11 protein-coding genes are annotated in these 14,080 nt (G+C 73.0%); 6 read left to right on the forward strand and 5 right to left on the reverse strand.

What is annotated here, in order from left to right:
* Positions 1-54: 54 nt before the first annotated feature.
* The 4 genes from ABD879_RS12730 (at position 55) to ABD879_RS12745 (ending at position 4,685) form a co-directional block, all read left to right on the forward strand.
* Positions 55-246 (forward strand): hypothetical protein, encoded by a 192-nt coding sequence (locus ABD879_RS12730; protein ID WP_345020887.1) that lies wholly within the window; start codon positions 55-57, stop codon positions 244-246.
* A gap of 1,149 nt (positions 247-1,395) precedes the next feature.
* On the forward strand, positions 1,396-2,844 hold the full coding sequence (locus ABD879_RS12735; protein WP_345020889.1) for an arylsulfotransferase family protein: 1,449 nt from the start codon (positions 1,396-1,398) through the stop codon (positions 2,842-2,844).
* 10 nt (positions 2,845-2,854) lie between these two features.
* Complete coding sequence (locus tag ABD879_RS12740; protein ID WP_345020891.1) at positions 2,855-3,895, forward strand: type III polyketide synthase; 1,041 nt, start codon at positions 2,855-2,857, stop codon at positions 3,893-3,895.
* A 124-nt stretch (positions 3,896-4,019) separates the two neighbouring features.
* Entirely contained in the window at positions 4,020-4,685 is a 666-nt protein-coding gene (locus ABD879_RS12745) for a sulfotransferase family protein (protein WP_345020893.1), read from the forward strand.
* Positions 4,686-5,688: 1,003 nt separating this feature from the next.
* On the opposite strand, the gene ABD879_RS12750 is transcribed toward ABD879_RS12745, so the two are convergent.
* The 3 genes from ABD879_RS12750 to ABD879_RS12760 all read right to left on the reverse strand — a co-directional run bounded on the left by ABD879_RS12750 (position 5,689) and on the right by ABD879_RS12760 (position 9,419).
* Entirely contained in the window at positions 5,689-6,174 is a 486-nt protein-coding gene (locus tag ABD879_RS12750; protein ID WP_345020895.1) for a hypothetical protein, read from the reverse strand.
* A 563-nt stretch (positions 6,175-6,737) separates the two neighbouring features.
* Positions 6,738-8,378, reverse strand: a complete 1,641-nt coding sequence (locus ABD879_RS12755; RefSeq protein WP_345020898.1) for a glycoside hydrolase family 64 protein — start codon at positions 8,376-8,378, stop codon at positions 6,738-6,740.
* Positions 8,379-8,453: 75 nt separating this feature from the next.
* Positions 8,454-9,419 carry a ricin-type beta-trefoil lectin domain protein gene (locus ABD879_RS12760; RefSeq protein WP_345020900.1) on the reverse strand — a complete coding sequence of 322 codons (966 nt, stop codon included), beginning with the start codon at positions 9,417-9,419 and terminating at the stop codon, positions 8,454-8,456.
* A 293-nt stretch (positions 9,420-9,712) separates the two neighbouring features.
* Between ABD879_RS12760 and ABD879_RS12765 the strand changes: the two genes are divergently transcribed.
* Complete coding sequence (locus tag ABD879_RS12765; RefSeq protein WP_345020903.1) at positions 9,713-11,695, forward strand: bifunctional phosphatase PAP2/O-acyltransferase family protein; 1,983 nt, start codon at positions 9,713-9,715, stop codon at positions 11,693-11,695.
* A gap of 18 nt (positions 11,696-11,713) precedes the next feature.
* Here the strand turns inward: ABD879_RS12765 and ABD879_RS12770 are convergent, their stop codons facing one another.
* The gene (locus ABD879_RS12770) at positions 11,714-12,541 is read right to left on the reverse strand and encodes an SDR family oxidoreductase (RefSeq protein ID WP_345020905.1); all 828 of its coding nucleotides are present in this window, start codon (positions 12,539-12,541) and stop codon (positions 11,714-11,716) included.
* A 101-nt stretch (positions 12,542-12,642) separates the two neighbouring features.
* On the opposite strand from ABD879_RS12770, the gene ABD879_RS12775 reads away from it, so the two are divergent.
* Entirely contained in the window at positions 12,643-13,266 is a 624-nt protein-coding gene (locus ABD879_RS12775) for a TetR/AcrR family transcriptional regulator (protein ID WP_345020907.1), read from the forward strand.
* Between the two features lie 49 nt (positions 13,267-13,315).
* On the opposite strand, the gene ABD879_RS12780 is transcribed toward ABD879_RS12775, so the two are convergent.
* On the reverse strand, positions 13,316-14,080 hold a 765-nt coding region (locus tag ABD879_RS12780; RefSeq protein WP_345020910.1), incomplete at its 5' end, for an MMPL family transporter.

Consider the following 14,080-nt stretch of genomic DNA (forward strand, 5'->3'; position numbering starts at 1 on the left):
TGGTCGAAGAGGGACTTCTTCTGGCCGGACGGCGGGGCGAATGAGCAGCGGCTGATGGGTGAACGGTTCGAAGCTGCCGCCGACTGCGGTCGCCCCGAGTCCTGGCCGTCGAACGCCGCCAGGGCCATCGGGATGCTGCACCTGCGGGGGCGCGGTGCTCGTCGCGGCGCCGACGAGGTGTTCGACCTGGTTGTCGGCCGTCAGCCCGCGGCCGTGGGGTGGGCGGAGGGCGCCCCGGGCCTGTGATCACGGCGATGCCGACAAGGATGTTCTGGACGAGCGCACCCGCTGGGGGCGTCGACGAGAACGGTATGAGGTCTGTCGAAATGCCGCTGAGGGGACGTCCGCTTGTGAGGCGGCACAAGACGTGTGTGGGCGGGCGTGTCCGGTCGCCGTGGCGGGCGGCAGGTTCCGGTTCGATGGTCGGACGCCTTCTCGGCCCGTCTGACGACGGGACCGGCACCGCGCCGAAGGGGGCGGCGGCTCCGCAACCCCGATCATGGTGGTGACCGTACAGAATATATGTCATTCAGTCCGTTGCCGGCCCTCCGGCCGATGCGGCCCAACTCGGTTGTGTGCGGTGTGCAAGCCGGTAAACCCCGATTGGTCGGTTATGTGGATTGCGGGGCCGGGATGATGATGTTGTGCCGGTTTCACCATGGTTACATGACCGCATCCGGTCCGGCCATAGGACGGATTGCCGAGATTGATTAGCATCAACTCCAATCAGAGGGTGGCGGCGAAAACCGCCGGTTCGCTGCAATCCAGACCGCGGCGAAGGAGGTGTCTCGTCCTCGGGTGAGCGATGGCGCGGTCACGTGGCCGGAATTCCGCTGCGCAGTAGCCTGCCCTCGGCGGGACGCTCTCTTCTGTGCTGACCGCTGATCAGCGCCGATCGGCGGAATCATGTGGACGGCTGCACAGGTTTTCGCTGCGCCCGCCCGCCGGCAATGGAACGTGCAAGTAAGCCGATCTCGGAGCGCCCGGCTTTCGTTCCGTTGCCGCCAGGGTGGTTTCAGATTCTGAGGAGTGCCACTTGGAATCCGTATCCCGTCTTCATCCGGCAGAGCAGAGGTGGAACGGTTCGCCGCCGGTCGGGGGACTCGCCGCGGATCGCGGCGCGGCGCCCCCGGCGGGCGGCGATGGCGTTTGCGCTGCGAGCCGGGCTCCCGCAGATCACCGTGCACCGGCCCGAGAACGCCGAGGAGGGGGCTTCCGACCAGGCCGTAAGGGCCGCCGCCTATCCGTCCCCGGCGGGCGGCGAGGACGCCGCCGGACGCATCGGCTCCTCCGCTCCGCACAGATCCGGCCGGGTGACGCCCCCGTGGCGGGCCATCGACGCCCGGACCGTCGGATCCAGGCTCCCGGGTCGGCTCGCAGCACGGAGGTGCGGCCTTGCTTCCCTTGTTAATCCGGCGCCGGACCGCCCTGCTCGGAGGCCTGGCCGTAGCGGCCGCGCCGCTGCTGGCGGCCGGTTCGGGAGTGTTCCTGCCCGTCGGTGCGGCGTCGGCCTCGGCTGCCGCGCCCGACGCCCCGCCCGAGGTCACGGTGGGCGTCCATCGGCCCGGCACTGCGCCCGGCCTGCTGTTCTTGGGACCGCAGAACCCCATGACGTCCGCGGCGCGCGGACCCCAGATCGTCGACGACCGCGGGCGGCCGGTGTGGTTCCGCCCGATTCCCGACGACCACTTCAGCAGCGACGTGCGCGTGCAGACCTACCGGGGCCGGCAGGTGCTGACCTGGTGGGAGGGCATCCAGACCGTTCCCGGGGCCGGCATCACCGTCGGAACCGGCTACATCGCCGACTCGCACTACCGCATCATCGCGAAGCTGCCGAACCTCGACATGCACGAGTTCCTCCTGACCCCGCGCGGAACGGCGCTGGTCACCGTGTACCGCGAGGTGCCGTACGACCTGTCGCCGGTCGGCGGCGCCGAGGACGGCGTGGTGCTCGACAGCATCGTCCAGGAGATCGACGTGCAAACCGGTGAGGTGCTGCTGCGCTGGAGCAGCCTCGACCATGTCCCGCTGACCGAAAGCCAGCTGGAGCCGCCGCCGGGATCCAATCCCTACGACTACTTCCACGTCAACTCGATCGACCTCGACCCCGATGGCGACCTGCTGGTCTCCGCCCTGAACACCAGCGCCGTCTACAAGATCGACCGCAGCACCGGCCGGATCGTCTGGCGGCTCGGCGGCCGCTCCAGCACCTTCGCACTGGCGGACGGCGTGCGTTTCCAACGGCAGCACGACGCCCGGGCGGTGGGCCGCGACACGATCCGCATCTTCGACAACGAGGGGGACAACGGCCTGTCCCGCGTGGTGTGGATCAAGCTGGACCGGGAACGGCGCCGGGCCACCCTGGTACGGCAGATCGCCCACCCGCAGGACAAGAAGGCCGCGACGATGGGCGGCGCCGCCGGACTCCCCAACGGCAACACCGTCGTCTCCTGGGGCAGCGCCGGCGGCTTCTCCGAGTTCTCCAGAACCGGCGAGCTGCTGCTGGACGCCACGTTCGCCGAGGGCTTCAGCACCTACCGGGCGTACCGGGCCCCGTGGCACGGACGTCCCCTGACACCGCCCACCGTGTCGCTGAGCGGCTCGACCGCCCGCATCGTCTGGAACGGCGCCACCGGCGTCGCCCGCTGGCGGATCCTGGCCGGGCCTTCGCGGGCCGCTCTGCGGCCGGTCGCCCAGACGGCCTGGAACGGCTTCGACACCGCCACGGCACTGCCGTCCGTGGCCGTGGCCGGTGCGCGGTTCGTCAAGGCCGAGGCCCTCGACGCGCGCGGCCGCGTGATCGGCGCGTCGGCCGTGACACCGGTCCGGGCCGCCGGGCTGTAGGGAGGACGCCGTGCCATCGACAAGGATCGTCGAGATCTCCTTCTGCGCGCCGCCGTTGGTGAGGACCGAGGAGTTCGCCAAGCTGTTCGCCGCCGACGTCGGCGGCGACGACGTCGCCCGGGTGGTGCGCAACTCGGCCATCGACACCAAGGGCATGGCGGTGAACCCCTTCGCGGAGGATCCGCGATGGTGGCCGACCAGCGTACGGATGGACCGCGGCCTGCTGGAGGCCCGCGCCCTCGCCACGGAGGCGATCACGTTGGCGCTCGGCCGCGCCGGTCTGCGGCCGGACGAGATCGGGTTCCTGGCCACGGTGACCACGACCACCCACTCCGCGCCGGGGCTGGACGCCCTCGCACCCGCCCTGGGGATGCGCGACGACACCGCGACGCTGTCGCTGGGGCCCATGGGGTGCTATGCGGCGCTGCCCGCCCTGTCGGCGTGCCGCGACTGGGTCGAGACCCACCGCAGGCCCGCGGTGCTGCTGGCCGTCGACCTGTTCTCCCCGCACCTGCAGCCACCCCCCTACGACAAGGAGAAGGCCGTCTGCCTCACCCTGTTCGGCGACGGCGCGGCCGCCGTGGTGCTGACCCCCGGCGGCGACGGCGCGCACGGCATGGAGATCGTCGACACTCGGCAGCTCACGGTGCCGGCCCATGCCGACGACCTCCAGGTGCACGTCGCAGACCTGGGGATGTACATCCGGCTCGCGCCGACCATGCCGGAGGTCGTCGCCGCGGCGGTGCGCGGGCCCGTCGACGCGCTGCTCGCGCGGCATCGCCTCGACGGCTCCGACATCACCTGGTGGGCGGTGCATCCGGGCGGCCGCCGCATCATCGACCGGGTCGGTGAGGTGTGCGAGCTGCCCGAGACGTCCTTGGCGGCGTCCCGCGCGGTCATGCGGGACTACGGCAACACCGCCGCCCCCGCAGTCCTCGGAGTCTTGGAGAGCCTGCAGAAGGGCCGGCCACTGAAGCGCGGGGAACACGGCGTCGCCATGGCCTTCGGCCCCGGGGCCACGATCTGCGTCATGCTGCTCCGCGGCGCCTGAGACCACCGGGCGCGAGGCCCGGCGGCACCCATCGCGGCGTGTCCCGTACCCGGGCCGGGGCGCGCTGGCCGGACGGCGCCGGCCCGGGCGCCGCATCTGCGAATACGGACTTCATGGAGTCACCATGCTCGAAGTGATCGGCGTCGGATTCGGACGCACCGGAACACTGTCCCTCAAGGTCGCACTGGAACGGCTCGGGTTCGGCCCCTGCCACCACATGCTGGCCCTGTTCGACGATCCCGGCCAGATCGCGCTGTGGAAGCGGGCCGCCCGGGGAGAGGCGGTGGACTGGACGGAGGTCTACCGGAACTACCGGTCGACCGTCGACTGGCCGGGTGCGCGGTTCTGGCGGCAGATCGCCGACGCGTTCCCCGCCGCGAAGGTCGTCCTGACCGTCCGCGACCCCGAAAGCTGGTACGACAGCGCGCACCGGAGCATCTACGAGACCGCCATGGCGCCGCTCCCGGAGTCCGGGGTGGACCCCGTGTACGCCGCGTTGCGGGAGATGTCCCACGAGGTGGTGTGGGACGGGGTGTTCGGCGGCCGGTTCGCCGACAGGGACCACGCCATCCGCACGTTCACCGAGCACAACGAGGCGGTGCGGCGCGCGCTGCCCGCCGAGCGGCTGCTGGTCTTCCGGGCGAGCCAGGGGTGGGAGCCGCTGTGCGGCTTCCTGGGCGTCGAGGTCCCCGACGAGCCGTTTCCGCGTCGCAACGACCGGGAGGCGTTCGCCGAGTTCATCGAAGCGCGCCGGGCGGGAGGCGTGGACGTCGCCCAGCGGTCTTCGTGACACCGCATGACCCGTCGGCCCGACGCGGTCGGCGCGCCGGGCGGCAGGTCTGCAGTCGGCCCTGAGCGAGATCGTGCGGACCGAGGCCATGGTGCGACGCCTGCGCACCCGCCGTCGTCAGGTGACGGACGGCGCCGTCGGGACGGCAACGCGTGCGGCCGCGTCCGGCGCGCGGGCCGCACGAGGCGTCGGGTAGGCGGTCGCAGCCTGGGTGACGGCATGCCGTAGAGAACTGGACGGCCCGCGTCCCGGACGCGGGCCGTCTCCTGCCACGGCCGCGCGTTCGAGCATGCCCTCACCGAGAGTGGGCTGCGGCTGGCGCGCGTGGCCCGCAACAGTGCCACGGCACCACGTTCCGGCACGCTCCCGGTCCCCGCGGATCCCTGGTGACCTCATCCCCTCAGGACCTGTGCGCGCAGACCTCAGCCGTCACAGGGGGGCGGCAGGTCGGCTTCGGTGATGGGCGGGTTCGCTCCGGGAGATCGTGGCCGGGGGAGTTCCGGACGGCCGGGTCTAAGCGCCGGGCCCGGTGCCCGCACGCCGCGGAGTGCAGTCCACTGGGGCGCTGCGACACCGATGACGGCCGCGAACCTGGATCGAGCCTGCAGATGCACTCAGGGGCCGACGCCGTTCCAGGAGATCGCCGCGATCGTCACCCATACCGACGGCAGGTCGCCCGGTGAGGCCCACCGACGGCTCGGCGCGAACGGGCGGCGGCACACGGGCCGCCGTGCGTCTGCTGGAGTCGGCGGGGGCCTGCTTGGACGCGGCGCCCCGCTGGTCGCCCGGCCGCCGGTCGGGGCACGGAGCGTGCCCCGGAGGCTGTCGAACCAGGCCGCCGTCGCGAGGGGCGTGCCCGGCGGATCGGCCGCGTGCGGGCCGCCGCCGCACCGCGCGGCCATGTGGGGAGACAGCCGAAAGGCGGTGACCCCGGCGGCCGGGGCCGCAGGGGTCACCGTGCGAGGGGCGGTCTCACCGATGCCGGATCAGCCGGATCCGGCGGTCAGGGCTGGGTGAAGACGTACGTGACGCTGACGGTCACGTTGCTCACGCAGAACAGACCCGATCCCGTGACGGGCTGGTCGGTGAACGTGACGATGGCCGGGGGAGCGGGTTCGGTGTAGGAGCCGCTCAGGTTGCCGGTGTAGGTGCAGCCGAGAGCGGACATCTTGAAGCCGTTGATCTGGGTGGTGCCGCTGGTGAAGCTTCCGCTCCAGGGGAAGCCGGTGGGCGTGACCGTGACACCGCATCCGGTGGCGGTGGCCCCCGTGACGGAGAACGCGCCGGTGTCGGTCATGTTGCCGGTCAGGGTGGAGCCGCTGCAGGTGGCGACGGTGGTGCCGCCCACCTTGACCACCAGGCTGCTGCTGTTGGCCGTGGCCGTGAAGGGACCGTTCGTCCAGTTGTCGGCCCATGCGGGGGTGGCCGTCAACGCGACGGCGGCTGCGGAGACCGCGGTGATCGCGGCCAGCTTGGTTACGCGAGACATGCGTCTCTCTTTCTGCAGTGGGCGCGTGAAACACCCGGGGTGGATGTCGGCCGAGCCGACGGATGTTCGGTTTCGCCCATGTGGCTGGGCGGTGTCGGGTCCCGCGCGCCTCGGGACCGCTCGGCGTCAGGGACGGTCGTCGCGGTCGAGGTCTTCGTGTCCTGGCGGCCTCCCTTCGTTCACCGGTTCATTTGCATCGAACGTAAGCGCGCTCGGCGGGCGCATCAATACACAAGCGCTAGCTTGGTATGGCCAGATTGTGACATCAATCACATTGCCGGAACCGGTCTGTTCGGTGGCGCTCGAGTCCCGACGCCGGGAGCGGGGAGGATGCGGCGGACCGCCCCTGCGAGCGGGCCGCCCCGCCTCGCATTCGAGCCCGCGAACCGCCGCGGCCGACGACAGCCCGGGCGACTTCGCCTGCGTCGGGCGGTCTGCGATCGTGCGGGTTCGATGTCCTCCGACGGTGCGTCTCGCACGGCGAAGCCGAGTGGGGCGGTACGCGTGGCACGTACCGCCCCTGCCGTCACGCGGAACCGGTCTCGCTCAGCCGCGGCTCGGGCTCAGCCGCGCCGCCATTTCTGGTTGGCGCCGCCGTTGCACTCCCACAGCTGCAGGGCTGCGCCGTCGTTCGGGTTCCGGTCCTTGATGTCGACGCACTTGTCGGCCTGCGGATTCACAAGGTCGCCCGCCTCGCTCAACACGAACTGCTGCGCCGGGTTCCCGCTGCAGTTCGCGATCTGGATGACCGCGCCGTTGTCCCGCGACCCCCAGGCCACGTCCATGCACTTGTCGTTCTGCGTGCGCAGCGTGCCGCCGGTGAAGGTCCACTGCTGGGCGGCGGTGCCGTTGCACGTGTAGGTCTGCAGCGGCACGCCGTCGCTGAAGTCGGCGCCGGGCACGTCGATGCACTTGTTGTTCCAGTTGCTCACCAGCGCGCCGGTGCCGCCGTCGGAGGAGCCGCCGGAACCGAACGGCGTCAGGGTGATGGAGGCCGAGCGCGGGTCGCCGTCGTGCACCAGCGACTCGAAGTTGCCGACGTCGTCGAAGGGGAACCCGTACGCCTTGCCGTCCACCATGTTGGCGTGGATGATCCGCGAGTAGTGGTCGGTCGGCGAGCCCCGGTAGAACTCGGACGGGTCGTAGCTCGGCTGGGTGTCGATGGTGCCGAGCGTGGAGCGGTGCAGCGCCGCGCAGACCGTGCGGGCGATCGGGCCCTGGACGTTGTCGTTGGGGGCGAAGAGGGCGCCGCTGCAGCCCCACACGTCCGCGGTGCTCGGCTTGTTGATCGAGTGGACCTGGTTGCCGGAGGCGTCGGTGAAGTACATGACGTTCCCGGACGTGCGGCCGAAGTACTTGACGTCCGGCTGGTCGCGGAACGGCACGACGGTGAGGGTCTTGCCGGTGTAGGCGTTCCACGCGCTGTCGATGTACGAGGCGAGGTAGTCGCCGGCGAGCAGCCCGGCGTCGGTGGCCTTGCCGGGGGCCAGCACCCGCAGCACCGTGCCGTCGCCGCGCGTGTACACCGTGTTCTCCCAGCCGGGCTGCGCCTTGACGGCGTTGATCACCTTGTCGCGGCCGCCGTCGACGAGTTGGCCGGTCCGCTTGGTCGTGCCGTCGGCGCCGGTCACGCTGACGGCGTGCGGGATCGCGAACTGGTCGACCTGCGTGCTGTTGAGCCACAGGCCCGAGTCGTTGTAGGTGAGCTCGCTCCAGTCGAAGAGGATGTCGCGGTTGGCGTCCCCGGCCGCCCACGGCGCGGGCTGCACCAGGCCGTCCGGGGTGAGGTAGAGCTTGAGCTTCTCCCCGAAGGAGAAGTACACCCGGCCGGACAGGAAGCGCGGGACGTAGATGGTGGTGCTTGCGCCGTTGGACGGGCCGGGGATCGACACGTCCGGTGCCGGGGACGGCGGCAGCGAGCCCGCGGGCCAGGCCGAGAACGCCCCGCTCTGGTTCACGTAGCCCAGCCTGCCTCCGGGACGCAGGTCCTGGCCGAGGACGTAGAGGTACACCGGCTCACCGCGTCCGGTGTTGTTGGTGACCGTGATCGGCAGCAGGTCCGGTCCGATGGCGTGCACCTGCGTCGCCCCGGCCGCGACGGTGAGCGGCAGCATGACCGCCACCGCGGCCAGCCAGGTGAGCAGTCTGCGGCCCGCGGACCTCAGTGTCCCTGTGACGGGGGGCTTCTTCGCCTTCTGTGACATGGCGGATCTCCATGGGGATCGTGGGGGCGGTGTGTGCGGCACCGCCCCCGGCTGTCGATGGCGGTCTCGTGCGGGTCAGCCGAGACGCCACTTCTGGTTGGCGCCGCCGGTGCACTCCCGCAGCTGCGGCGGGGTGCCGGCGCCGCCCGGGCCGGTGACGTCCACGCATGTGTCGGCCTGCGGGTCGACCCGGTCGCCGGCGCCGCTGAGGACGAAATGCCGTGCGGGGTTCCCGCTGCACCGGGCGAGCCGGACGGCGGCGCCGTTCTCGGTGGAGCCCCGGGCGACGTCCATGCACAGGCCGAAGGCGCGGATGGCGCCGTCACCGGGGAAGGCCCGGTTCTGGGCGGCGGTGCCGTTGCAGTCCCGCACCTGCGGGCGCTGCCCGTCGACGCCGTTGGCGTTCGGCAGGTCGATGCACATGTCCTGCCAGCCGATGATGCGGCCGGCGCCGCCGGCGGTGGTGAGGGGCAGGCCGTACGCGCCGCTTCGTCCTTTCCGGGCAACGACTACGCCTGGGTGCGGACGAACGGCGACTGAGAGGCGTTCCGCCGCGGCGCGGGAGGCCGCCGGCACGACGACGGTGTTGGCCGCCACGTCGACGTACCAGGCGTGAACGTCCCTGCCCGCGGTCTTGGCGGCCCGGTCGAGCCGCGCCTTGGTGCCGTCCAGCTGTTCGACGGTGTGCCGGGCCGGCACGGGTTCCGCGCCGGCCGCCCTGACGGCGTCGGCGTCCTCGGTGTTCACGACGCCGACGGCCGTCCGCTGCCGGTCGGCGCCGTACCAGGCGCCGCCGAACCGCCCGGCCGGCCGGGTGCGCGCCCGGCGCTCGACCTGGGCGGCCGCGGCTTCGTGGGGAAGGCGCGGGCGCGCCTGCGCGGCGGTCAGGCGCGGGTCGCGCTGCAGCGGCTGCCGCACGGACTTCCCGGACGGTACGGGGGGCGGAGGAGGATCAACGGATGGGGCGGCGCGGGCGGCCGCGGGCGGGAGGGCGAGCGCGGCGGCGAACGGCGCCGCGCAGGCCGGCGCGGTGAGTCTCATGACGATCCTCGGGAGCGGGGGCAGATCGTGAGAGCGCTCTCTGTTAAGAGACTTTACAGTTGGATGCGCTGGAAGATCTACCGTTTCGCCGGAAGTGCCGCCCTTGCTGCGCTTTTGTGGTCTCCCGGCGTCTCGCCGCCCCCATCGGAGATCGACGGGAAGGACGAGCCGGACCATCGGCCCTCAAAGGGGGCGGTCCGTGCGCGACCTCGCCTGGCGCAAGGGAGCCTATCACTACTCTCCGTAGTGACATGCATGCGTACGGGCAGCGGGAACGGGTTAGAGAAGATCATGTGACCGTTGAAACGTCGGCGCGGCACGCCCGTGGAGCCGGCCCGCCCCTGCCGCGCGAGCTGGCGCTGGGGCTGGCGCTGTTCGCCCTCTACTGCCTGGTCGACCTCCTGCCCGCCGGAGGCCGGACGGAGGCGGCGGAGGCCAACGCCCGCGCCCTGTACGCGTGGGAGCGGTCGCTGCACATCGACCTCGAACGGCCGCTCAACACGTGGCTGGCCGGGCACGACACGCTGACCGTCCTGGCCGATTACGAGTACGCCGTCACCTACCTGGTCAGCACCGGACTCATGCTGGCCTGGCTGTACCTGCGGCGGCCCGACCGCTACCGGGCGGCCCGCACCTGCTTCGCGCTGGTCAACCTGTTCAGCGTCGCGGTGTTCGCGCTGTGGCCGGTCATGCCGCCCCGGCTGATCGCCGATCTCGGCTTCGTGGACACCGTCGTCGCCGAGGGCACCTGGGGGTCGTGGGGGACCCCGCTGGTGGACCACGCCAACCAGCTGGCCGCGATGCCGTCGCTGCACGTCGCTTGGGCGGTGTGGGTGAGCGCGGAACTGGCCCGGGCGGGCGCCGGCCGGGCGACGCAGGCGGCGGGCGCGCTGCACGTCCTGGTGACCGTGCTGGTGATCGCGGCGACCGCCAACCACTTCCTGCTGGACGTCGTCGGCGCGGTCGCCGTCGTCGGAGCGGCGATGTGGGCGGCGGGCCGTCCGGCCAGGGCGCGCCGGCGGGTGCGGCCGCCGGACGCGTTCTTCCTCGCGGTGGAGTCCGCCCGGGCGCCCCAGCACATCGGCGGGCTGATCATGCTGGACGCCCCCGACGGCTCGGTGCGGGCCGCCGAGCTGGCCGCCGTGGTGCGGGCGCGGCTGGACGGGCTGCCCCGGATGCGGCAGCGGCTGTCGGCGCCCGCCCGGTTCCGGCGGCCCCGGTGGGTGGACCACCCGGACCTCGACTGGGACTGGCATGTGACCGCGGTGACGCTGCCGCCCCCGGGCGGTGACGAGCGGCTGGCCGAGCTGGTCGCCGCGCTGCAGGACGAACCGCTGCCGCGCGACCGGCCGCTGTGGCGGCTGATCGCGGTGCGCGGCTACGCCGCCGACCGCACGGCCGTCGTCTTCCTGATGCACCACGCCGTCGCCGACGGCATGGGCGTGATCGCCCACGCGCTGCGGCTGGCCGACACGGGCGGCGTGGACCTGCCGACGGCGCCCCGCCCGCGCAACCCCCTGGCCACGGCGATCGGGCTGGTCCAGCTCGCCGCCGACCGGCGGCCCCGGAAGGCGCCGCCGGTCGAGCCGCACCCGGGGCGGCGGTCCTTCGCCGGCTTCCGGGTGCCGCTGCCGGAGGTGCGGCACGTCGCCCGGCGGCACGGGGTGCGGGTGACCGACGTGATCCTGTGCGCGGTGGTCGGGGGACTGCTGCGCGCGGGGCCCGGCCCCGCGGGCCCGACGCTGCGCGTCGCGGTGCCGCTGATGACGCGCACCGCCCGCACCCCTCCGGAAGGCAACCACACCGCCGCCGTCATGGTGGACCTGCCGTGCGGCCCGATGGCCGAGGCGGAGCGGCTCGGGCTGATCGCGGCGGCCACCGGAAAGCGGCTGCGCACCGGCACCCGGGTACTGGCCTCCGCGTTCGTCATGCGGCGGCTGACCCGGGTGCTGCCGCCGCCCGTGCACGCCGCGTTCGCCCGGTCGGTGTACGGGGGGCGCTCCTTCCAGGCCGTGGTGTCCAACCTGCCCGGCCTCGACGCGACGGTCACGCTCGCCGGCGCGCCGGTGCTGGCGGCGCACCCCATCGTGCCCACCGCGAAGGGCGCGCCGCTGGCGGTGGGCGCGCTGGGCTGGAACGGCGAGCTCGACTTCGGGGTGAGCGTCGATCCCGCGCTGGTCGCCGACGCCGGGACGCTGTGCCGGGCCATGACCGACGTGCTGCGGGAGCTGTCCTCGGGCGGGACCGGCACGCGAACGCCGGCGCACGTGGCCTGACGCCGTTCTCGTGCCCGGTCAGAGGGTCATCGCCGTCGGCTGGGCGTCGGGGCGTATGGCGGCGTCGGTGCCGCCGTCCACGTAGAGGACCGCGCCGGTGGTGTAGCGGGCCTCGGGCTTGAGGAACTGGTGGATCCAGAAGGCGATGTCCTCCGGTCGCCCGAAGACGCCCAGCGGCATCGGCGTGGGGAACTCGTCGGCGTCCGGCCGGTCGGTGGCCCCGGTGGAACCGAGCATGAGGGGCGTGAGCACCGCGCCGGGCGCGATGGCGTTGAGCAGCACGCCGCGCCGGGCCCACTCGGGCGCGACGGCGGTGCGGCGCACCCAGCGGGCGAGGGCGAACTTGGACGAGGCGTAGGCGGCGATGCTGGGCGCCATGTCGAGCACTTCCCGGGGCATGGCGCTCTGCGCCGCGCGGGCGTGCTCGCGGGCGGCGTCCTCGTCCCCGGCGAGGGCGAGTTCCACCAGGCGGTCGTCGATCAGCGGCACGGTGGTCGCCGAGTTGGAGCCGATGACGACGGCGCGTCCGGCGCCCGACCGCTCCAGCGCCGGCCGCAGCCCGTCCAGCAGCGCCACCGGCCCGAAGTAGTCGATCGACACGACCGCGGCCGCGTCCGGCGCGTTCGGGCCGACGCCGGCGACGGCGGCGACGCCGTCGAGCACGCCGCCGCAGGCCGCCAGGACGCCCTCGACCGCCGTCGCGCGGCCGTCGGCGGTGCCCAGGTCGGCGATGACGTCGGCGTCGCGCAGATCGACCCCGATGACGGTGTGCCCGGCGGCGGTGAGGGCCGCGGCGCCGGCGGCGCCGATGCCCGAGGCGGATCCGGTGACGGCGTAGGTTCCCATGCTCGACCTCCTTGCGCGACGCCGCGCCGGGGTGGACGGCGCTCACATCAGCCAATCACTGATTGGACCGTGCTTCCAGCGGCTGTGGTGCAATGGGACGCATGGCAGCGGAACCCGTCTCGACGCGAGATCGTTTGCTGGCGGCCGCGGAGCGGCTGTTCCTGGCCAAGGGCGTCGACCAGGTGTCGGTCCGGGCGATCAACGCCGAGGCGGGGCTGAACCCGGGTGCGGTGCACTACCACTTCGGCTCGCGGGAGGGGCTGGTTCTGGCGCTGCTGGAGCGCGAGCTGCTGCCGCTGTGGTCGGACCGGCTGGAGGAGATCGCCCGCCGGTCCCGGGCGGGCGGCGACGGCGATCCGCCCTTCGACGTCGCGGACCTGGTGGCCGCGCTGGTCGAGCCGTTCGAGGACCTGGTGCGCACGGAGAAGGGCCGGATGCTGTGCCATCTGCTGGCCCGCTCGGTGCTGCCGGCCCGGCGGCTGCCGAGCAGCTCGCCGTGGTTCGGGCCGGTGCCGTTCGAGGTCATGCTCGGACGCGCGATGCCGCACCTGTCGGTGCGCGAGATCGCCGAACGCTGGCGGCTGGTGTTCGTGCTGCTCCTGGAGATCTACGGACGTCCGCTGGCGGCGTCCCCGACCGCCGCCGCCGCGCGGCCCGAGACCGGCACCGTCATCGCCTTCATCACCGCCGGCCTGACCGCGCCCTCGCCGAAGACCGCCGCCTGACCCGCCCCGGACGGCCGACCGGGAACGCCGGGGCGGGCCCGGAGCGGGCTCAGACGGCCGCGTGGTCGCTGGGAGCCGCGGCCGCGACCTCGTCCGACGCGGTCGGCCACCACGCGGCGCGGCCGATGTCGCGGGCCAGCGCGGGCACCAGCAGCGACCGGATCACCAGGGTGTCCAGCAGCACGCCGAACGCGACGATGAACGCGATCTGCGCCAGGAACGCCAGCGGGATCACCACCAGCGCCGCGAACGTCGCGGCCAGCACCACCCCGGCGGAGGTGATCACGCCGCCGGTCGCCGTCAGCCCGCGCCGGATCCCCTCGCGGGTGCCGTGCCGCAGCGTCTCCTCCCGCACCCGGGTCATCAGGAAGATGTTGTAGTCCACCCCCAGCGCGACCAGGAACACGAACCCGTACAGCGGCACGGACGCGTCCGTGCCGCTGAAACCGAGCAGCCCCTGGAACACCAGCGCGGTGACGCCGAGGGTGGCGAAGTAGCCGAGCGCGACCGTCGCCACCAGCACCAGCGGCAGCAGCACGGCGCGCAGCAGCGCGAACAGGATGACCAGGATGACGGCCAGCACCACCGGCGCGATCACGTTGCGGTCGCGGGTGGCGGTGTCCTGGGTGTCGATCAGCTGGGCGGTGCGCCCGCCGACCATCGCGCCGGCGTCCGGGACGGCGTGCACGGCCGCGCGGAGGCGTTCGACGGTCCGCCGGGCGGCCTCCCCGTCGGACGCGCCGGTGAGCGTGACGTCGATGCGGACCCGGCCGTCCACCGCCGGCGGCGCGCCGCCGGGCCGCCCCGCCGCGCA

The sequence above is a fragment of the Actinomadura keratinilytica genome, assembly GCF_039539665.1.
Classification (GTDB): domain Bacteria; phylum Actinomycetota; class Actinomycetes; order Streptosporangiales; family Streptosporangiaceae; genus Spirillospora; species Spirillospora keratinilytica.